Annotated in this window: 18 protein-coding genes; 2 read left to right on the top strand and 16 right to left on the bottom strand. The window is 64.0% G+C overall.

All coding sequences use genetic code 11. The features are described 5' to 3' along the window. The first annotated feature begins 14 nt into the window (after positions 1-14). Both mfd and serB read left to right on the top strand, forming a co-directional pair. Entirely contained in the window at positions 15-3,479 is a 3,465-nt protein-coding gene (mfd, locus tag AXA74_RS17170) for a transcription-repair coupling factor (protein ID WP_029578767.1), read from the top strand. Between the two features lie 25 nt (positions 3,480-3,504). Then, a complete protein-coding gene (serB, locus tag AXA74_RS17165) occupies positions 3,505-4,362 on the top strand; it encodes a phosphoserine phosphatase SerB (protein ID WP_032978325.1) in 858 nt (285 codons plus the stop codon). 71 nt (positions 4,363-4,433) lie between these two features. On the opposite strand, the gene AXA74_RS17160 is transcribed toward serB, so the two are convergent. The 16 genes from AXA74_RS17160 to AXA74_RS17085 form a co-directional block, all read right to left on the bottom strand. Continuing rightward, positions 4,434-4,748 carry a DUF2818 family protein gene (locus tag AXA74_RS17160; protein ID WP_032957810.1) on the bottom strand — a complete coding sequence of 105 codons (315 nt, stop codon included), beginning with the start codon at positions 4,746-4,748 and terminating at the stop codon, positions 4,434-4,436. 7 nt (positions 4,749-4,755) lie between these two features. Then, entirely contained in the window at positions 4,756-6,240 is a 1,485-nt protein-coding gene (nuoN, locus tag AXA74_RS17155) for an NADH-quinone oxidoreductase subunit NuoN (protein WP_029578770.1), read from the bottom strand. Between the two features lie 9 nt (positions 6,241-6,249). After that, positions 6,250-7,752, bottom strand: a complete 1,503-nt coding sequence (locus AXA74_RS17150) for an NADH-quinone oxidoreductase subunit M (RefSeq protein WP_060833234.1) — start codon at positions 7,750-7,752, stop codon at positions 6,250-6,252. Further along, a complete protein-coding gene (nuoL, locus tag AXA74_RS17145; RefSeq protein WP_029578772.1) occupies positions 7,749-9,764 on the bottom strand; it encodes an NADH-quinone oxidoreductase subunit L in 2,016 nt (671 codons plus the stop codon). Before nuoL ends, AXA74_RS17150 begins: the two co-directional genes overlap by 4 nt. Positions 9,765-9,781: 17 nt before the next feature. Beyond that, complete coding sequence (gene nuoK, locus AXA74_RS17140) at positions 9,782-10,090, bottom strand: NADH-quinone oxidoreductase subunit NuoK (protein ID WP_029578773.1); 309 nt, start codon at positions 10,088-10,090, stop codon at positions 9,782-9,784. Then, positions 10,087-10,722 (bottom strand): NADH-quinone oxidoreductase subunit J, encoded by a 636-nt coding sequence (locus AXA74_RS17135; protein WP_029578774.1) that lies wholly within the window; start codon positions 10,720-10,722, stop codon positions 10,087-10,089. Before AXA74_RS17135 ends, nuoK begins: the two co-directional genes overlap by 4 nt. Before the next feature lie 17 nt (positions 10,723-10,739). Continuing rightward, a complete protein-coding gene (gene nuoI, locus AXA74_RS17130; protein ID WP_029578775.1) occupies positions 10,740-11,228 on the bottom strand; it encodes an NADH-quinone oxidoreductase subunit NuoI in 489 nt (162 codons plus the stop codon). 21 nt (positions 11,229-11,249) lie between these two features. Next, positions 11,250-12,323: an NADH-quinone oxidoreductase subunit NuoH gene (nuoH, locus tag AXA74_RS17125; RefSeq protein ID WP_029578776.1), complete on the bottom strand. Its 1,074-nt coding sequence runs from the start codon at positions 12,321-12,323 to the stop codon at positions 11,250-11,252. Continuing rightward, positions 12,323-14,650 (bottom strand): NADH-quinone oxidoreductase subunit NuoG, encoded by a 2,328-nt coding sequence (gene nuoG, locus AXA74_RS17120; protein ID WP_032963989.1) that lies wholly within the window; start codon positions 14,648-14,650, stop codon positions 12,323-12,325. Before nuoG ends, nuoH begins: the two co-directional genes overlap by 1 nt. A gap of 15 nt (positions 14,651-14,665) precedes the next feature. Beyond that, entirely contained in the window at positions 14,666-16,033 is a 1,368-nt protein-coding gene (nuoF, locus tag AXA74_RS17115; RefSeq protein ID WP_029578778.1) for an NADH-quinone oxidoreductase subunit NuoF, read from the bottom strand. Further along, the gene (gene nuoE, locus AXA74_RS17110) at positions 16,030-16,524 is read right to left on the bottom strand and encodes an NADH-quinone oxidoreductase subunit NuoE (RefSeq protein WP_029578779.1); all 495 of its coding nucleotides are present in this window, start codon (positions 16,522-16,524) and stop codon (positions 16,030-16,032) included. The genes nuoF and nuoE overlap by 4 nt, the downstream gene beginning before the upstream one ends. A 41-nt stretch (positions 16,525-16,565) precedes the next feature. Next, positions 16,566-17,822, bottom strand: a complete 1,257-nt coding sequence (locus AXA74_RS17105) for an NADH-quinone oxidoreductase subunit D (protein ID WP_029578780.1) — start codon at positions 17,820-17,822, stop codon at positions 16,566-16,568. 2 nt (positions 17,823-17,824) lie between these two features. After that, positions 17,825-18,451, bottom strand: coding sequence for an NADH-quinone oxidoreductase subunit C (locus tag AXA74_RS17100; protein ID WP_032955328.1), 627 nt, complete (start codon positions 18,449-18,451; stop codon positions 17,825-17,827). A 70-nt stretch (positions 18,452-18,521) separates the two neighbouring features. Beyond that, positions 18,522-18,998, bottom strand: coding sequence for a NuoB/complex I 20 kDa subunit family protein (locus AXA74_RS17095; RefSeq protein WP_005012021.1), 477 nt, complete (start codon positions 18,996-18,998; stop codon positions 18,522-18,524). 30 nt (positions 18,999-19,028) lie between these two features. Next, on the bottom strand, positions 19,029-19,388 hold the full coding sequence (locus tag AXA74_RS17090; RefSeq protein WP_029578782.1) for an NADH-quinone oxidoreductase subunit A: 360 nt from the start codon (positions 19,386-19,388) through the stop codon (positions 19,029-19,031). Positions 19,389-19,581: 193 nt separating this feature from the next. Next, entirely contained in the window at positions 19,582-20,739 is a 1,158-nt protein-coding gene (locus AXA74_RS17085; protein ID WP_029578783.1) for a porin, read from the bottom strand. Positions 20,740-20,920 lie beyond the last annotated feature (181 nt).

Below are 20,920 nucleotides of genomic sequence, written 5' to 3'. Positions count from 1 at the left end.
ATAATTTCCCGGCAATGCATGACTCCTCGACTCCCGCCGCAGTGGATACGCAGCTGCCTTCCACCCCCGCCACCCTGGCCTCCCTCAAACCCGGGACGCGCTATGTCCAACCTTGCCCCCCCGGTTCGGGCGACGGCTGGCTGCTGGCCGATCTGGCCCGCCAGGCCCGCAAACCCATTGTCGTGCTCGCGGCCGATCCGCTGCAGGCCCAGCGCCTGGCCGACGAAATCCCGCTTTTCGCGCCGGAGTTGCGCGTGCGGCAGCTTCCCGACTGGGAAACCCTGCCCTACGACGCCTTTTCGCCGCACCAGGACCTGATCTCCGAGCGCCTGCACACCCTGCACGCGCTCATGACCGAGACGGTCGATATCCTGACCGTGCCCGTCACGACGGCGCTGTACCGCTTGCCGCCGCCGGCCTTCCTGGCCGCCTACACCTTCTCGTTCCGGCAGCGCGACAAGCTGGACGAAGCGGCGTTGCGCGCGCAACTGACGCTGGCGAACTACAACCATGTGACCCAGGTCACGGCGCCGGGCGAATTCTGCCTGCGCGGCGGGCTGATCGATCTGTTTCCCATGGGCTCGGCCGTGCCCTACCGCCTGGACCTGTTCGACGACGAAATCGAATCCATCCGCGCATTCGACGTCGACACCCAGCGCAGCCTCTATCCCGTGGGCGAGGTGCGGTTGCTGCCCGGGCGCGAATTTCCCATGGACGAGGCCGCGCGCAATCATTTCCGCGCGCGTTTCCGCGAGGTCTTCGAAGGCGATCCATCACGCGCCCTGCCCTACAAGGACATCGGCAACGGCATCGCCTTCGCCGGCGTGGAGTATTACCTGCCGCTGTTCTTCGAACAGACGGCCACGTTGTTCGACTACCTCAACGCCGGCACGCTCACAGTCACGCTGGGCAATATCGATGAAGCCATACAGCGTTTTTCGCAGGACACGGCCAGCCGCTACAACTTCTTGAAAAGCGACCGGGAGCGTCCGGTGCTGCCGCCGGCGGCCCTGTTCCTGGACGGCGAGGCCCTGTACGCGGGCTTCAAGGATTTTGCGCGCCTGGCGCTGACGGCCGAGCCGCCTCATCCGGATTTCGTTGCCGCGCCCGACGTGGCCGTGGCCCGCCGCGCCGAAGATCCCGTAGGCAAGCTGCGCGCCCTGGTCTCGCGCCCGGGCGCCCGTATCCTGCTGTGCGCCGACTCGGCGGGTCGGCGCGAAACCCTGTTCCAGATGCTGGCCGAACAGGGCCTGGCCCCGGCCGAGCAGACGGACAACATCGGCGCCTTCCTACTGACGCCGGCCAGCTTCGGCCTGACCATCGCGCCGCTGGCGGCGGGCTTCGGGCTGACCGAAGGCGGCCTGGTCTTTTTGACCGAGAACGATCTCTATCCCGGCAATGCCGGCGCCAGGCGACGCGGCAAGCGGGCCCAGGAGGGCAGCAGCAATGTGGAGGCCATGGTCCGCGACCTGGCCGAACTGCGCGAAGGCGATCCCGTGGTCCATGCCCAGCACGGCATCGGCCGCTACCATGGCCTGGTCAACATGGACATGGGCGAAGGCGAGATGGAGTTCCTCCATCTGCAGTACGCCAACGGCTCCACTCTCTATGTGCCCGTGTCGCAGCTGCATGTGATCGCGCGCTACAGCGGCGCCGATCCCGAGGCCGCGCCGCTGCACCAGCTGGGCTCCGGCCAATGGGACAAGGCGCGCAAGAAGGCCGCCAAGCAGGTCCGCGACACCGCGGCCGAATTGCTGGCGCTCTATGCCCAGCGCGCCGCCCGCGAAGGCTATGCCTTCAACCTTCCCTTGTCGGACTACGAAGCCTTCGCCGAAGGTTTCGGCTTCGAGGAGACCGCCGACCAGTCCTCGGCCATCCAGGCCGTCATCATGGACATGACGTCCGGCAAGCCCATGGACAGGCTGGTCTGCGGCGACGTGGGCTTCGGCAAGACGGAGGTGGCCCTGCGCGCCGCCTTCCTGGCCGTGGCCAATGGCAAGCAGGTCGCCCTGCTCTGCCCGACCACGCTGCTGGCCGAACAGCATGCGCAGACCTTCTCCGACCGCTTTGCCGATTGGCCCGTGCGCGTGGTCGAACTCTCGCGCTTCCGCTCGGCCAAGGAGGTCGCCGCCGCCGTCGAAGGCATCAACGACGGCCGGGTCGACATTGTCATCGGCACCCACAAAATCCTGTCCAAGGACGTGCGCTTCAAGCGCCTGGGCCTGGTGATCATCGACGAAGAGCACCGCTTCGGCGTGCGCCAGAAGGAGACGCTCAAGGCCTTGCGCGCCGAGGTGGACGTGCTCACGCTCACCGCCACGCCCATTCCGCGCACGCTGGGCATGTCGCTCGAGGGCATACGCGACTTCTCCGTCATCGCCACCGCCCCGCAGAAGCGCCTGGCCATCAAGACCTTCGTGCGGCGCGAAGACGGCAGCACCATACGCGAAGCCCTGTTGCGCGAACTCAAACGCGGCGGCCAGGCCTATTTTCTGCACAACGAGGTCGAGACCATACACAACCGCCGCGCGCGCCTGGAGGAGCTCGTGCCCGAGGCGCGCATCGGCGTGGCCCATGGCCAGATGCCCGAGCGCGAACTCGAACAGGTGATGAAGGACTTCTACCAACAGCGGTTCAATGTCCTGCTGTGCACCACCATCATCGAAACCGGCATCGACGTGCCCAGCGCCAACACTATCGTGATCCATCGCGCCGACCGCTTCGGCCTGGCCCAGCTGCACCAGCTGCGCGGCCGCGTCGGGCGCTCGCACCACCAGGCCTATGCCTATCTGCTCACGCCCGGCGAGGATGCCATCACCGCCAATGCCAAGAAGCGCCTGGAAGCCATCCAGGCCATGGAGGAGCTGGGCTCGGGCTTCTACCTCGCCATGCACGACCTGGAAATCCGCGGCACGGGCGAGATCCTGGGCGACTCCCAGTCGGGCAATATCCAGGAAGTGGGCTTCTCCATGTACAACGAGATGCTCAGCGAAGCCGTGCGGGCCTTGAAGGCCGGCGAGGAGCCCGACCTGGACGCGCCGTTCAATCTGGCCTGCGAAGTCAATCTGCATGCGCCGGCCCTGCTGCCGGCCGACTACTGCCCCGATGTGCACGGCCGCCTGGCCATCTACAAGCGCTTGTCGCACGCCCAGGACGAGGACGACCTCATCCGCATCCAGGAAGAACTGATCGACCGCTTCGGCAAGCTGCCCGAGGCCGCGCAGACGCTGCTGATGACGCATCGTCTGCGCCTGGCCGCCGAACCGCTGGGCATCGTCAAGATCGATGTCAGCGAGACCCAGGCGCTGCTGCAGTTCGGCCCCAAGGCCGCGGTGGATCCCTTGCGCATCATCGAACTGGTGCAAAAGCACCGCCATATCAAACTTTCCGGGCAGGACAGGCTGCGCATCGAGATCACCGCGCCGCAGGTCAGCGCGCGCGCCGATGCAGTGCGCGCCGTGCTGCGCTCGCTAAAATAGCCGGCTATTCCTTACGCACCCATCCATGCGCACCAATCTCATCATTCAATCGCCGGGCCTGACCGCCCATCATGCCGAACAGCTGGGCGCGCTCGCCCGCGCCGACGGCATTGCCCGCATCACCACGACCGCGGCGCGCCTGCTCAATGTCGCGGACGACCCGGACAGCCGCGCCGAGGTGCGCGACTGGGCCGAACGCAATGCCGTGGACGCCGCCTTCGTGCCGGCCGGCCTGACGCTGGCCAGCTGCAAGGTGCTGGCCATGGACATGGACTCCACGCTGATCAATATCGAATGCATCGACGAGATCGCCGCCTGCGCCGGCGTGGGCGAGAAAGTCGCCCAGATCACCGAGGCGGCCATGCGGGGCGAGATCAAGGATTTCGCCGAAAGCCTGCGCCGCCGCGTGGCGCTGCTGCAGGGCACGCCGGCCGCCGTGCTGGAGCGCGTGTATGACGAGCGCCTGCGCCTGAACCCCGGCGCCGAACAGCTGCTGGCTTCCGTGCAGGCCGCCGGCATCAAGACCCTGCTGGTCTCGGGTGGCTTCACCTTCTTTACCGAACGCCTGCGCGAGCGCCTCCAGCTGGACAGCGCGCACGCCAATACCCTGGAAATCGACGCCGACGGCAGGCTTACCGGCCGCGTACTGGGCGACATCCTGGACGGCGCGGCCAAGGCCCGCCATCTGCAGGCCTTCGCCGCCGCGCATGGCGCGACCGAGGAGCAAACCATTGCCCTGGGCGACGGCGCCAACGACCTGCTCATGCTCGCGCGCGCCCGCTACGCCGTTGCCTACCATGCCAAGCCCATCGTTCGCCAGCAGACGCCTTATGCCTTGAACGTCAGCGGTCTCGATGGCGTGCTGAATTGGTTCGAGGGCTAGAGCCTCTTGCGGCCGCGGCAGCCCCGCCGCCGCCCTGCCCCATGAAAAAAGCCTCCCGAGGGAGGCTTTTTTCATGCGGTGCGCGGACGCTTGCGCTGGTAGAGGTAGCGGTAGACAAATCCCGGGAACCCCAGCACCAGATAAAGACTCAGGGTGATGGCGTAGAACTCCCAGGCCTGGGGAAAGGGATTGCCCAGCGCCGACTCGAAGGCCCGGCCCGCCAGGCCGACAATGCCGTAATAGACCAGCAGCTCGAGGAAGCGGATGGCCACCGGTTTGCCCTGCTTCAGGGCCCAGACGGCAAAAACCCTGTCCGTCAGGAAGGGCAGATTCGCGCTGACGAAAGCCAGCGCGATCAGCAGCCAGACGGCCAGGGTCTGCGTCACGGCGGGATCAGCTGCCCAGCGAGCTCTTGATGACCTGCACGCACAGGGCCATCAGGCCGCCGGGCAGAATGCCCAGGATGAGGATGAGGGCGCCGTTGACCGACAGCAGGCCGCGTTGCACGCAGGTGGCGGCGACCGGAGCGGCTTCGGCCACCGGCTCGTCGAAGTAGACCACCTTGACGACGCGCAGGTAATAGAAGGCGCCGACCAGCGAGAACAGCACCGCAGCCACGGCCAGGGCCACGTGGCCGGACTCGATGACTGCCTGCAAGACGGCCAGCTTGGCGTAGAAACCCACCAGCGGCGGAATGCCAGCCAGGGAGAACATCAGCAGCAGAACGATCAGGGCATGCCAGGGGCTGCGGCGATTCAGGCCCTTCAGGTCGTCGATGTGCTCGCACTCAAAACCCTGCCGCGAGAGCAGCAGCACGATGCCGAAGCTGGCCAGGGTGGTCAGCACATAGGTGATCATGTAGAACAGCGACGCACCGTAGGCGGCCGAAGCGGCATTGGGCTTGCCATCGACCACGCCGGCCATCAGGCCCAGGAGCACGAAGCCCATGTGCGAAATGGTCGAATAGGCCAACATGCGCTTGAAGTTGGTCTGGACGATGGCGGTCAGGTTGCCGATCGCCAGCGACAGCACGGCCAGGATCATCAACATGGGCTGCCAATCCGCGGCCAGGCCATGCAGGCCGTCGACCAGCAGGCGCAGCGTCATGGCGAAGGCGGCCAGCTTGGGCGCGCCGCCCAGGATCAGCGTGACGGCCGTGGGCGAGCCTTGGTAGACGTCGGGCACCCACATATGGAAAGGCACGGCGCCCAGCTTGAAGGCCAGGCCGGCGACCACGAAGACGATGCCGAAGACCAGGGGCAGTTCCTTGGCCTGGCCGGCGCCGATCACGCGGGCGATCTCGGCCAGGTCGAGATGGCCGGTCGCGCCGTAGACCATGGACATGCCGTAGAGCAAGAAGCCGGAAGCCAGGGCGCCCAGCACGAAGTACTTCATGGCGGCCTCGGTCGCCACGGCGTTGTCACGGCGCAGGGCGATCAGCGCATACAGGGCCAGCGACATCAGTTCGAGGCCGAGGTAGATGGAGATCAGGTTGCCCGAGGAGATCATGACCATCTGGCCCAGCAGGGCCATGAGGGTCAGCACATAGAGCTCCCCGCCGCGCAGCATGTCGCGGGCCTGCGCATAGAGCCGGCCGTAGACCAGCGTGACGGCCACGGCGATATAGGACGTGATTTTCAGCAGATGCGAGAAGGCGTCCGTGACATACATGCCGTTGAAGGTCTTGCCGCTGACGCCATTGCTCCACTGGACCAGGGAGACCACCGTCATCACGGCCAGCGTCCCCAGCGTGAGCACATAGGTGGTCTTGCGTTCCGGATGGGTGCTTACCGCGTCGACGAGCAGCACGGCCAGCGCCAGCACCAGCAGCAGGATCTCCGGTGTGGCCAAAGCGAAATCGATGTGGGATTGCATCATTGTCTTGTCTTACAGTTTCGAGACGGCCACGTGTTGCAGCAGGGCCTCCACCGACACATGCATGACATCGGTAAAGGGCTTGGGATAGATCCCCATGTACAACACGGCGATCGCCATGACACCGAGAATCCAGAACTCGCGGCGGTTCAGGTCGGACATTTCGCGGACGTGCTCGTTGGTGATGTCACCGAAGACCACGCGCTTGACCATCCACAGGGAGTAGGAAGCCCCCAGGATCAGGGCCGTGGCGGCCAGCAGGCCGACCCAGAAGTTGTGCTCGACCGCGCCCATGATGACCATGAACTCGCCCACGAAGCCGCTGGTGGCGGGCAGGCCGCTGTTGGCCATCGAGAACAGCACGAAGAAGGTCGCGAAACGCGGCATGACGTTGATCACGCCCCCGTAATCGGCGATGCGGCGGCTGTGCATGCGGTCATAGAGCACGCCGATGCACAGGAACATGGCGCCGGACACGAAGCCGTGCGAGATCATCTGCACGATGGCGCCCTCGACACCAGCCGTGTTGAAGATGAAAAAGCCCAGCGTCACGAAGCCCATGTGGGCCACCGACGAGTAGGCCACCAGCTTCTTCATGTCGTCCTGGACGATGGCCACCAAGCCGATATAGATGACGGCGATCAGCGACAGCGCGATCATCATACCGGCCAGGCTGTGCGAAGCATCGGGCGCGATGGGCAGCGAAAAACGCAAGAAGCCGTAGGCGCCCAGCTTGAGCATGATGGCGGCCAGCACCACCGAACCGCCCGTGGGCGCCTCGACGTGGGCATCCGGCAGCCAGGTATGGACCGGCCACATCGGCACCTTGACCGCGAAGGCGGCCAGCAGCGCCACGAAGATCAGGATCTGCGGCGTGTAGCCCAGCTTGGTCTGCTGCCAGGTAAGGATGTCGAAGGAGCCGCCCGAAGCATTCCACAGGTAGATGAAGGCCACCAGGGTCAGCAGCGAGCCCATCAGGGTGTAGAGGAAGAACTTGAAGGCCGCGTACACCCGGTTCGGGCCGCCCCAGACGCCCACGATGATGTACATCGGAATCAGGGTGGCTTCGAAGAAGACGTAGAACAGCAGGCCGTCCAGCGCCGCGAACACACCCACCATCAGGCCCGACAGGATCAGGAAGGCGGCCATGTACTGCGACACGCGGTTGGTGATGACCTCCCAGCCTGCCGCCACCACGATGATGGTGATGAAGGCCGTCAGCAGCACGAACCAGACGGAGATGCCGTCCACGCCGAGATGGTAGTTGACATTGAAGGACTCGATCCAGGAGGCCTTCTCGACAAACTGCATCGCGGCACTGGTCTTGTCAAAACCGGTGTACAGGGGAATGGTGACCAGGAAGCCAGCGACCGCGCCGATCAGCGACAGCCCCCGCGTCAGGCAGGGACGGTCGTCTCGGCCCAGCGCCAGCACCAGCAGACCGAATACGATCGGAACGAAGATCGCAAGCGTAAGCCAGGGGAAATTGTTGGATGCCATCTCGCTTGCCATCATTGGGGAATCAGCACAAAGAAAGTCACCAGCGCCATGATGCCGATGATCATCGCGAATGCGTAGTGATAGATGTAGCCGGACTGGAGGTGGCGGCTGACCGCGGCCACCCAGCCCACGACGCGGGCGCTGCCGTTGACCAGCAGGCCGTCGATCAGGCCGCGGTCACCCGTCTGCCACAGCCCATGGCCCAGGCAGCGGGCGCCGCGGGCGATGATCTGCTCGTTGACCCAGTCCACGTAATACTTGTTCTCCAGCACCTTGTTCAGGCCCGAGAGGCTGGCCTGGATGCGGGCCGGCACCTTGGGATTGATCAGGTAGCAGTACCAGGCGATGACGGCGCCGGCGACCACAAGCCAGAACGGCAGCGTCTGGAAGGCATGCAGGCCGAAGGCGACCCAGCCGTGCCACTCTTCGTGGAGCTCATGCATGGCGGGGTGCTGCGGCAGCACCGTGATCACGCCATTGAAGAACTTGCCGAACAACATGGGATCCACCACCCAGGCGCCGATGACGACCGAGGGAATGGCCAGCAGCACCAGGGGCAGCGTGACGACCCAGGGCGACTCATGCGGCTTGCCGCCGTGATGATGATCGTCGTGGCCGTGGGCGTCATGGCCGTGGCCATGGTCGTCATGCGCCGGGAAGCGCTCCTTGCCATGGAAGACCAGGAAGTAGACGCGGAAGGAGTACAGCGAGGTGATGAACACGCCGATCAGGGTGGCGTAGTAAGCAAAGCTCGCTCCCCAGACGTTGGCGGCGCCGGCGGCCTCGATGATGTGTTCCTTGGAATAGAAACCCGAGAAGAACGGCGTGCCGACCAGGGCCAGCGTACCCAGCAGGAAGGTGATCCAGGTGATGGGCATGTACTTGCGCAGGCCACCCATGTTGCGGATGTCCTGGTCATGGTGCATGCCGATGATGACCGAGCCCGCGCCGAGGAAGAGCAGCGCCTTGAAGAAGGCGTGGGTCATCAGGTGGAAGATCGCCACCGAATAGGCCGAGGCGCCGAGCGCCACGGTCATGTAGCCCAGCTGCGACAGCGTGGAGTAGGCCACCACGCGCTTGATGTCGTTCTGGATAATGCCGAGGATGCCCAGGAACAGCGCGCCGATGGCGCCGATCACGATGATGAAGGACAGCGCCACATCGGACAGCTCGAACAGCGGCGAGAAGCGCGCGACCATGAAGATGCCCGCCGTCACCATGGTGGCGGCGTGGATCAGGGCCGAAATCGGCGTCGGGCCTTCCATCGAATCGGGCAGCCAGGCGTGCAGCGGAACCTGGGCCGATTTGCCCATGGCGCCGATGAACAGGCAGATGCAGGCCACCGTCAGCAGGGCCCAGTCGCTGCCCGGCAGCTTCATGGCGGCCAGCTTGTCGGCCTGACCGAAGACTTCACCGTAGTGCATCGTGCCGGCGTAGGCGAACAGCAGGCCGATGCCCAGCACGAAGCCGAAGTCGCCGACACGGTTGATCAGGAAGGCCTTCATGTTGGCGAAGATGGCCGTCGGGCGGGTGTACCAGAAGCCGATCAGCAGGTAGGAGACCAGGCCCACGGCTTCCCAGCCGAAGAACAGCTGCACCATGTTGTTCGACATCACCAGCATCAGCATGGAGAAGGTGAACAGCGAGATGTAGGCGAAAAAGCGCTGGTAGCCGGGATCATCGGCCATGTAGCCGATGGTGTAGATATGCACCATCAGCGAGACCGAAGTCACCACGACCATCATCATGGCCGACAACGGATCGATCAGGAAGCCGATTTCCAGCTTGGTGTTGCCGATCAGCGTCCAGGTGTAGACCGAGCCGTCGAAGGTATGGCCGTTGAGCACGTCGCCCAGCACCACCAGCGAGCCGATGGCGGAAATCGCCACGAACAGGATGGTGATGCAGTGCGCGCCGCGGCGGCCGATCGGACGGCCCAGGAACCCCGTGCCGAACAGGCCGGCCAGGATCGCGCCGGCCAGCGGAGCCAGCGCGATAAGCAAATAGAGATTGGGTGAGCTAGACATTTTCTTCCAATACCCCGTCAGCCCTTCAGGCGATCGAGTTCGTCAACGTTGATCGTGTTCAGGTTGCGGAACAACAGCACCAGGATCGCCAGGCCGATCGCCGCCTCGGCGGCGGCCACGGTCAGGATGAAGAACACGAACACCTGGCCGGCCGTATCGCCGAACCAGCTCGAAAACGCCACGAAGTTCATGTTGACGGCCAGGAGCACCAGCTCGATGGACATCAGCAGGATGATCAGGTTGCGGCGGTTCAGGAAAATGCCAAAGATGCCGATGGCGAACAGGATCGCCCCGAGAATCAGATAATGGGCCAGGGTAATGGTCATTGTTTTTCTCCTTGCTCGGCGGCGGCATTGCCTTGGGCGCGCTCGCTCTGGGCCTTCATCTTGACCATGCGGAAGCGGTCCTTGGCCTGCACGCGCACAGCGGCGACCGGATCGTTGTACTTGGCATCGCGGCGGCGGCGCAGGGTGAGCGCGATGGCGGCCACCATGCCCACCAGCAGCAGCGCGGCGCCGACTTCGACACCGAAGACGTACTGCGTGTACATGGCCTCGCCCAGGGCGCGCGCATTGTTGTAGTCGCCCGCCATGGCCACCTGCGGACCGGCGTCACCCCAGGTCGTGAACAGCACGAAGCTCATCTCCAGCACCAGGACCAAGCCGATGACCAGGCCCAGGGGCAGATAGGTCTTCAGGCCGCTGCGCAGGTGATCGATACGGATATCAAGCATCATCACGACGAAGAGGAAGAGCACCATCACGGCGCCGACGTAGACCAGCACCAGCAACAGCGCCAGGAATTCCGCGCCCAGCAGCATCCAAAGCATGGCCGCGTTGGCGAAGGCCAGGATCAGGTGCAGGACGGCGGTCACGGGGCTACGCGCGGTGATGACGCGGAAAGCGGCCACCACCAGGACGAAAGCCAGTAAGTAGAACAGGACAGAAGTAAAAGTCATGGATCAGACCCTGGCGATCAACGGTAAGGCGCGTCTTCGGCCCGGCGTTGGGCGATTTCGGCTTCGTAGCGGTCGCCAACGGCGAGCAGCATGTCTTTGGTGAAATACAGATCACCGCGCTTTTCGCCGTGGTACTCGTGAATATGCGTTTCCACGATGGAGTCCACCGGGCAGCTTTCCTCACAGAAACCGCAGAAGATGCACTTGGTCAGGTCGATGTCGTAGCGCGTGGTGCGGCGGGTGCCGTCCTCACGCTGGTCCGACTCGATCGTGATGGCCAGCGCCGGGCAGACCGCTTCACAGAGTTTGCAGGCGATGCAGCGCTCTTCCCCGTTGGGGTAGCGGCGCAATGCGTGCAGGCCACGGAAACGCGGCGAAGCCGGCGTCTTCTCCATGGGGTAGCGCAAGGTCATCTTGCGCTTGAAAAAGTACTTGCCCGTCAGGCGCATACCCTTGAACAGCTCGGTCAGCAGCAGGCTGCCGAAAAAATCCTTGATCGCTTCCATATCCAGCCTCGATCCGGCGCCTTAGCGCCAAATATTCCAGGGCGTCTGCATCCAGATCGCCACGACGACCAGCCACACGCCGGTCAGCGGGATGAAGATCTTCCAGCCCAAACGCATGATCTGGTCATAGCGGTAACGCGGGAACGACGCGCGGAACCAGATGAACAGCGACACCACGATGAACGTCTTGATGCCCAGCCAGATCCAGCCCGGGATCCAGTTCAGCGGCGCGATGTCGATGGGCGACATCCACCCGCCAAGGAACATGATCGAGGCCATCGCCGACAGCAGGATCATGTTGGCGTATTCGCCCAGGAAGAACAGGGCGAAGGCCATGCCCGAGTACTCGACCATGTGGCCGGCCACGATTTCCGATTCGCCTTCGACCACGTCAAAGGGGTGGCGGTTGGTTTCCGCCACGGCCGAGATCACGTAGATGACGAACAGCGGCAGCAGCGGCAGCCAGTTCCAGGACAGGAAGGTCAGGCCATGGTCGGCGAACCAGCCGCGGCCCTGCCCCATGACGATTTCGTTCATATTCAGGCTGCCGGAAACCAGCAAGACCGTCACCAGCACGAAACCGATGGCCAACTCATAGGAAACCATCTGCGCCGATGCCCGCAAGGCGCCCAGGAAGGCGTACTTGGAGTTCGAGGCCCAGCCGGCCACGATCACGCCGTACACACCGACCGAGGTGATGGCCATGATGTACAGCAGACCGGCGTTGACGTTGGCCAGCACCGCCTCGGGACCGAAAGGCACCACGGCCCAGGCCGCCAGGGCAGGCATCAGCGTCACGACAGGCGCGACGATGAACAGGACCTTGTTGGCCTCCGAGGGGACCACCACTTCCTTGGTCAGCAGCTTGAACACGTCGGCGAAAGGCTGCAGCAGCCCCTTGAAACCCACGCGGGTGGGGCCAAGGCGCACGTGCATCCAGCCGATCATCTTGCGCTCCCAGTACGTGAGATAGGCCACGCACAGGATGATGGGCACCGCGATGCCGACAATCTTGATGATCGTCCAGATCACCAACCAAGCCGTCGGACCCAGCAATGCCTGACCCTGGCTTTCAAGAACATTGAGCCATTCCATCAGGCACGCTCCACGCTGATTTGACCAAAGGCACCGCCCAGGGCGGCAGTTTGCGCAAAGGCGGCGGCAACGCGCACGGCGTTGTCGGCCACGGCCTCGTCCAGCGCGGCCTCGAGTTCCACCGAGCCTTGCGCGGAAGACACGCGCACCTTGGCGCCCGCTTCCAGACCCAGGGCGGCCAGCGTGCGGCCGTTCATGCGCGCCTTGGGCGCGCGCGAGGCGACGTGGGCCTGCAGGGGCTCGGAGCGGCGCACGATGGCGTCGCTGCGGTAGATGGGCACATCGGCCAGGCGCTCCAGCGCGCCGGCCGGCTGGCCCAGCCCGATGGCGGCCTTGATGTCGTTGGACAGGCGGCCTTCGACGCCACCGGCCAGCGCGGCATCGCGCACGGCTTCGGAGGTCTCATCCTCGAAACCCGCCAGATGCAGCACATTGCCCAGCACGCGCAGTACTTTCCAGGCGGGACGGGTCTGGCCATACGGCGCCACCGTGCCCTTGAAGCTCTGCGCCACGCCAGCGGCGTTGACAAAGGTGCCCGAGGTTTCGGTGAACGGCGCCACGGGCAGCATGACATCGGCCCACTCCTCGGCCGAGGAACGGTAGGCGGTCAGCGCCACGGCGAATTGCGCGCCGCGCAGCGCGGCCAGGGCCTGCGGGCCGTTGTCGGCATCCAGCGCCGGTTCGGCGTGCAGCACGACATAGGCCTTCAGGGGCTCGGCCAGCATCTGGGCGGCGGTCTTGCCACCACGGCCCGGCACGGCGCCGGCCAGATAGCCGCCCACCGTGTTGCCGCCGGCGGTCAGGAAACCGAACTTGGCGCCCGACAAGCCGGCGATGGCGCGGCCATTGGCAGCCAGCGTCGAGGCATTGGGCGCGGAAACCGCCAGATTGCCCATCAGTACGGCCGCGTTGCTGCCCGAAGCCAGGCTGGCGGCGATGCGCTGGGCATCCTCGCCCGGCGTGACCGAGGCGAACTCGGCCGGCACGGCGGCCTGCTTGATCTGGGCCAGGGCCACGGCCACCTCGGCCAGGCCGCGGGCCAGTTCCGAAGGCGCCAGCGTCAGGCGGGCGGTCACCGGCAGCAGCGGATCATCGGCGGCGCTGTCGAGCAGCAGCACCTGCGTGCCGCGCTTGACGGCCTGGCGCAGGCGCTGGGCCATCAGGGGATGGTCCTTGCGCAGGAAGGAACCGACCACGAGGACGCGGTCCAGGTTGTCCAGCTCGGCCAGGGGCATGCCCAGCCAGGGCGCGCCCGACAGGGCAGCGTCGAAGCCGGCGTCGGTCTGGCGCAGGCGGAAATCGATGTTTTCCGAACCCAGGGCGCGCGTCAGGCGCGCCAGCAGGGAGAATTCTTCGGTGGTGGCGTATTCGGTGGCCAGCGCGCCGATCTGGCCGGCGCCGAAGCTCTCGCGCACGCGCGACAAGCCTTGGGCCACGGCCTGCAGGGCGTCGGCCCAGGAGGCTTCCTGCCACTTGCCGTCGGTGCCCTTGATCATCGGGGCGGCCAGGCGGTCGTCGGAATTCAGGCCCTCATAGGAGAAGCGGTCACGGTCGCTGATCCAGCATTCGTTGACATCCTCGTTCTCGAAGGGCACCACGCGCAGCACGCGGTCGCCCTTGACCTGCACCACCAGGTTTGCGCCCACGCTGTCATGCGGGCTGACGGAGCGGCGGCGCGCCAGTTCCCAGGTCCGGGCGCTGTAGCGGAAAGGCTTGGACGTCAGCGCGCCGACCGGACAGATGTCGATCATATTGCCCGACAGCTCGGACTCGATCGAGCGGCCCACGAAGGAGGTGATCTCGGAATGCTCGCCACGGTTGAGCATGCCCAGTTCCATCATGCCGCCGATTTCCTGGCCGAAACGCACGCAGCGCGTGCAATGGATGCAGCGCGACATTTCCTCGGCCGAGACCAGCGGGCCCAGGTCCTTGTGGAAGACCACGCGCTTTTCCTCGTGGTAGCGCGAGGACGAGCCGCCATAGCCCACCGCCAGATCCTGCAGCTGGCATTCGCCGCCCTGGTCGCAGATCGGGCAGTCCAGCGGGTGATTGATGAGGAGGAACTCCATGACCGACTTCTGGGCGGCCTTGGCCTTCTCGGAGCAGGTGTGCACCACCATGCCGTTGGTCACGGGGGTGGCGCAGGCCGGCAGCGCCTTGGGCGCCTTTTCCACTTCAACCAGGCACATGCGGCAGTTGGCCGCGATGGACAGTTTCTTGTGGTAGCAGAAATGCGGCACGTAAAGCCCGATCTTCTGGGCCGCATGCATCACCATGCTGCCTTCGGGCACTTCGACTTTATTGCCGTCGACGGTTAGTTCAACCATTGCTGTTCCTGAGACCTACAGATATTGCGGGACCACACAAGACTTGTGCTCGATGTGGTGCGCGAATTCGTCGCGAAAATGCTTGATGAAGCTGCGCACCGGCATGGCGGCGGCGTCACCGAGGGCGCAGATGGTGCGGCCCATGATGTTGCCGGCCACGCTGTCGAGCATGTCCAGGTCTTCCGGACGGCCCTGGCCGTTCTCGATGCGATGCACCATGCGATAGAGCCAGCCCGTGCCTTCGCGGCAGGGCGTGCACTGGCCGCAGCTTTCCTCGAAATAGAAGTACGACAAGCGCAGCAGCGACTTCACCATGCAGCGGGTCTCGTCCATGACGATGACGGCGCCCGAACCCAGCATGGAGCCGGCCTTGGCGATGGAGTCATAGTCCATCGTGCATTCCATCATGATGTCGGCCGGCAGCACCGGGGCGCTCGATCCGCCGGGGATCACGGCCTTGAGCTTCTTGCCGCCGCGCATGCCGCCGGCAAGCTCCAGCAGCTTGGAAAACGGCGTGCCCATCGGAATCTCGTAATTGCCCGGACGCTCGACGTCGCCCGTGATCGAGAAGATCTTGGTGCCGCCGTTGTTGGGCTTGCCGACCTCGAGGTAGGCCTGGCCGCCGTTGCGGATGATCCAGGGCACCGCCGCGAAGGTCTCGGTGTTGTTGATGGTGGTGGGCTTGCCGTACAGGCCGAAACTGGCGGGGAAAGGCGGCTTGAAGCGCGGCTGGCCTTTCTTGCCCTCCAGCGATTCGAGCAGCGCCGTCTCTTCGCCGCAGATATAGGCGCCGTAGCCGTGGAAGGCATGCAGCTGGAAGCTGAAATCCGAACCCAGCAGCTTGTCACCCAGGAAGCCGGCGGCGCGCGCCTCTTCGAGCGCTTCTTCGAAGCGCTCGTACACTTCGAAGATCTCGCCGTGGATGTAGTTGTAGCCCACGCTGATGCCCATCGCATAAGCGGCGATGGCCATGCCTTCGATCACGATGTGCGGATTGAAGCGCAGGATGTCGCGGTCCTTGAACGTGCCCGGCTCGCCCTCGTCCGAATTGCAGACCAGGTATTTCTGGCCCGGGAAAGCGCGCGGCATGAAGCTCCACTTCAGGCCGGTGGGAAAGCCCGCGCCGCCGCGACCGCGCAGGCCCGAGGCCTTCACTTCGGCGATGACGTCTTCCGGCTTCATGCCGGTCGTCAGGATCTTGCGCAGGGCTTCGTAGCCGCCGCGCTTGACGTAGTCGGCCAGCCGCCAGTTCGTGCCGTCCAGGCCGTCCAGGATCTGCGGACCCAGGTGGCGGCCATGGAAAATCATGGAAGTGGACAGGTCGGCGCCCGGATCGGCGGTCAGGCCGGTGCCTAGCTGCTTGAACAATTCCGGCGCGTTCATGCCGACTCTCCTTGCGACTTCAGGCCGTCGATCAGGGCGTCGAGCTTCTGTTCCGACATGCGCACGCACATATGCTTGTTGTTGACGATGAGCACCGGCGAATCGCCGCAAGCGCCCATGCACTCGCCCTCGATGAGCGTGAACTTGCCGTCGGCCGTGGTTTCGCGGAAGTCCACGCCCAGCTTGCGCTTGAGGTAGTCGGCGGCCTTTTCGCCGTCGCGCAAGGCACAGGGCAAGTTGGTGCAGACGGCGATCTTGTGGGTGCCGACGGGCTTGACGTCGAACATGTTGTAGAACGTGGCGACTTCCTGGACCGCGATGGGCGGCACGCCAATGTACTTGGCCACGTCTTCAATGATTTCGGCAGGCAACCAGCCCTTCTCTTCTTGCGCGATGGCAAGCGAAGCCATGATGGCCGACTGCCTTTGGTCGGCCGGGAACTTCGCGAGTTCGCGGTCGATCTTCTGGTAGGCCTGTGCGGAAAGCAGCATAGTTTGAATCCGGATTTATGCGGGCGCTCTAGACTGATGGATCAGCGGTCGATTTCGCCGAAAACGATGTCCTGTGTGCCGATGATGGTGACGGCGTCGGCAATCATGTGACCGCGCGACATCTCATCCAACGACTGCAAGTGGGCAAAACCGGGCGCCCGAATCTTCAGGCGATAGGGCTTGTTGGCGCCGTCGGACACCAGATAGATGCCGAATTCGCCTTTGGGGTGCTCCACCGCGGCATAGGCTTCGCCCGGAGGAACATGGAAACCTTCGGTGAAGAGCTTGAAATGGTGGATCAGCTCCTCCATGTTGCTCTTCATGGCGGCGCGCTTGGGCGGCGCGACCTTGTGGTTCTCGATCATGACCGGGCCGGGATTGTTGCGCAGCCATTCCACGCACTGGCGGATGATGCGGTTGCTCTCGCGCAGCTCGGCCACGCGGACCAGGTAGCGGTCGTAGCAATCGCCGTTCACGCCGACGGGCACGTCAAAGTCGATCAGGTCATAGACTTCATAAGGCTGCGTCTTGCGCAGGTCCCAGGCCACGCCCGAGCCACGCAGCATCGGGCCGGTGAAGCCCAGGGCCTTGGCGCGGTCGGGATCGACGACGCCGATGCCCACCAGACGCTGCTTCCAGATGCGGTTGTCGGTGAGCAGCGTTTCGTACTCGTCGACACAGGCCGGGAAGCGGTTGGTGAAATCCTCGATGAAGTCCAGCAGCGAGCCCGAACGCGCGTCGTTCATGGCGCGCAATTCCTTGTCGCTGCGGTACTTGCTGCTCTCGCCGTACTGGGCCATGGTGTCCGGCAGGTCGCGGTAGACACCGCCCGGGCGGTAGTAGGCCGCGTGCATGCGCGCGCCCGAGACCGCTTCATAGCAATCCATCAGGTCTTCGCGCTCGCGGAAGGCATACAGGAAGACCGCCATGGCGCCCACGTCCAGCGCGTGCGAACCCAGCGACATCAGGTGGTTCAGGATGCGGGTGATTTCATCGAACATCACGCGGATGTATTGCGCGCGCAGCGGCGCCTCGATGCCCAGCATCTTCTCGATGGCCATGACGTAGGCGTGCTCATTGCACATCATGGACACGTAGTCCAGGCGATCCATGTAGGGCAGCGCCTGGATGAAAGTCTTGTGTTCGGCCAGTTTTTCGGTGGCGCGGTGCAGCAGGCCGATGTGCGGATCGGCGCGCTGGATCACTTCGCCGTCGAGCTCGAGCACCAGGCGCAGCACACCGTGCGCGGCCGGGTGTTGCGGACCGAAGTTGAGCGTGTAGTTCTTGATTTCTGCCATGATTAACGCCCCATGCCGTAAGAATCCTCACGCACGACACGCGGAGTGATCTCACGCGGATCGATGGTGACCGGCTGGTAAATGACGCGCTTTTGCTCGGGGTCGTAGCGCATTTCCACGGTGCCCGAAAGGGGGAAGTCCTTGCGGAAGGGATGGCCGATGAAGCCGTAGTCGGTCAGGATGCGGCGCAGGTCCGGATGCCCTTCGAACACGATGCCGTACAGGTCGAAGGCTTCACGCTCGTACCAGTTCACGCCGGGCCAGCATTCGATCAGCGAGGCCACGATGGGGAACTCATCGTCGGTGGCGAAGGTGCGCACGCGCAGGCGCCAGTTGTGTTCGATCGACAGCAGGTGGATCACGACGGCATAGCGGCCGCGCTGTGCGCCGCCCTGCTCTTCGAGCTGCTGGGCACGGCTGCCGTTGCCCCAGGTCAGGTAATCCATACCACAGAGATCGATACAGCTTTCAAACCGCAAGCCGGCGTCGGTGCGCAGCTTGTTGCACACCGTCAGCCATTGTTCGGCCGGAACTTCCAGCGTCACTTCGCCCAGATCCTCGATCAGGGCGATATCCTGGCCGAGCGTGGCCTGCAGGTTGTTTTTCAGGGTTTCGAGCCTGGTCATCATCTTTTACGCATAGGTAAACCGGTACTGCTACGCCGCGCGGAGCCGCGCCACTGGCGGGCCGCGCTGTGGCTTAGCGCGCGATCGTGTTGGTCAGGCGGATCTTGTTCTGCATTTGCAGCAGACCATAGACCAGCGCCTCGGCCGTGGGCGGGCATCCGGGGACGTAGACGTCAACCGGCACAATGCGGTCGCAGCCACGCACTACCGAGTAGGAGTAGTGGTAGTAGCCGCCACCGTTGGCACAGGAGCCCATGGAAACCACCCAGCGCGGCTCGGGCATCTGGTCATAGACCTTGCGCAGCGCCGGGCCCATCTTGTTGCACAGCGTGCCGGCCACGATCATCAGATCGGACTGACGCGGGCTGGGACGGAAAATGATCCCGAATTGGTCAAGGTCATAGCGGGCCGCGCCCGCGTGCATCATTTCCACCGCGCAGCAGGCCAGACCGAAGGTCATGGGCCACATCGAACCGGTTTTTGCCCAGTTGATGAACTTATCAGCGCTGGTGGTGATAAAACCTTGCTTAAGAATGCCGTCAATAGCCATATTCGTCTCTGCTAGCGTGCCCGGAGTGCATCACTCCCAATCCAGCGCGCCCTTCTTCCATTCATAGATGAAACCGACCGTCAGCACGGCCAGGAAGACCATTACCGTCCAGAAGCCCACGAGGCCGACTGTTCCATGGGCGATGGCCCACGGGAACAAAAAGGCGATTTCCAGATCAAACAGGATGAAGAGGATGGCCACCAGGTAGTAGCGCACATCGAACTTCATGCGGGCGTCTTCAAACGCTTCAAAACCGCACTCGTACGGGGAGAGCTTCTCGGCGTAGGGACGCCGCGGCCCCAGGAGAGAGCCAGCCGTGATCAGCGCGAAGCCGATCAACGTGGCCACGGCGATAAACAGCAGGACGGGAAAATACTGTTGCAGGTTCATTCAGGGCGTCCGTCAAATGCGCAAACCTTCAGATTGTAGCATTTGCGCGGTTACTTCCGGCTGAACTCTATTGTTGGAATAGAGTATTCCAATCAGGCAAAAAGCCACCCTTTCGGGTGGCTTTTTGACAGGCGGAGCGAAGGCCCGCCTGTGGGTGCTTGGTAATTGCAGGCGGGGCTAGCCCCGCAGGCAATTAGAAGCGGTGACGCAGACCGACACCAACAGCCGTGCTCTTCACGTCGTCCACGAAGGCATAGTTCTTGGCGTACGAAGCGTAGGCGTACAGGTTGGTACGCTTGCTCAGGTCGTAGGTGTAGCCCAGCGAGAAGACGTTCATGGTCTCGTCGCGGTTGGTGGCGTTCGGGCCGCCGATCTTGCTGTTGCTGGGGTCAACCATCTGCCAGGAACCGAACACTTGGCTGGCGCCGCCGATGGGGGCCGACAGGCCGACCATGTAGGAGTTGGCCTTGAAGCCATCAGCAAAGATGTTGCTGCCCAGACCAACCGGATCCACGCCGGTCGGCAGGCCTTGGCCGCCGAACCAGCCGTCGGTCGTGCGACCGTAGGCCAGCGCCAGCTTGACCACTTCGAAGTCATACGAACCGCCGATCACGTAGGCGCGCGGGGTGGCGTCCACGGCAGCTTGCGACAGCTTGTTCGAAGCGTTCAGCTGGTCGTACGAGAAAGCGACTTGCAGCGGGCCGTTGACGTAACGGATACCGGCGGTGATGGCGCGGGTGTTGTCAGCGGTGGCAAAGCCGGTTTGCGAGGTGGTCGGCAGGCCGGTGGACTGGCTGATACGGCCGTCCTTGGTGTCATCAGCCGAGAACGAGTAGCCCACGCCAGCTTGGAAGCCGCTGAACGACGGGGTTTGGTACAGGACCATGTTGTCGTAGCGGACCGTGTTGGTCGAGCTCAGGCCAACACCGATGTTGGCTTGGCCGAAACCAGCGCCGAACGGATCGATCGAACCGAAGTACTTCGAGGCGATGTTGGTTTGACGACCGAAGTCCAGACGGCCCCAGCTGTTGCTTTGCAGACCGATGGTGGCTTGACGGCCGAACAGGCGGCTGCCTTGAGCCGACTGGCCGTTGCCGGAGTCAAAGCCCGATTCCAGTTGGAAAACAGCTTGCAGGCCGTCACCCAGATCTTCCGTGCCACGCAGGCCCCAACGGGAACCGTTCTGCACGCCGTTGATCATGCCGATGCGGCTCGCGTCGTAGCCGGGGCCCTTGACCTTGTTGTAGCCGATACCCGTATCGATGATGCCGTACAGGGTCACCGACGTTTCTGCCTGGGCAACGCCAGCGAAGCCAGCGAGCAGGGCGGCAGCGAGCAGAGTCTTTTTCATTTAAGAAATCTCCGTAGATTTGAGTGACAAGAGCAGCAACGCCGCACGACCAGCCTGCCGCCCCCCTAACTCCGCGAAGGGAAGTTGACGCTATTGCATCAAAAATCCATGGGGCTGGCTACGAAGAGACGCAGAAAAGACGCGCTTGGCCGGGCCACTGTTGGCTTGATGCAACATCCTG

The organism is Bordetella hinzii LMG 13501 (assembly GCF_001548475.1).
Classification (GTDB): Bacteria; Pseudomonadota; Gammaproteobacteria; order Burkholderiales; family Burkholderiaceae_B; genus Bordetella; species Bordetella hinzii.
Note: the sequence above shows the minus strand (reverse complement) of the source record. Positions and strands in the feature narration are given on the sequence as shown.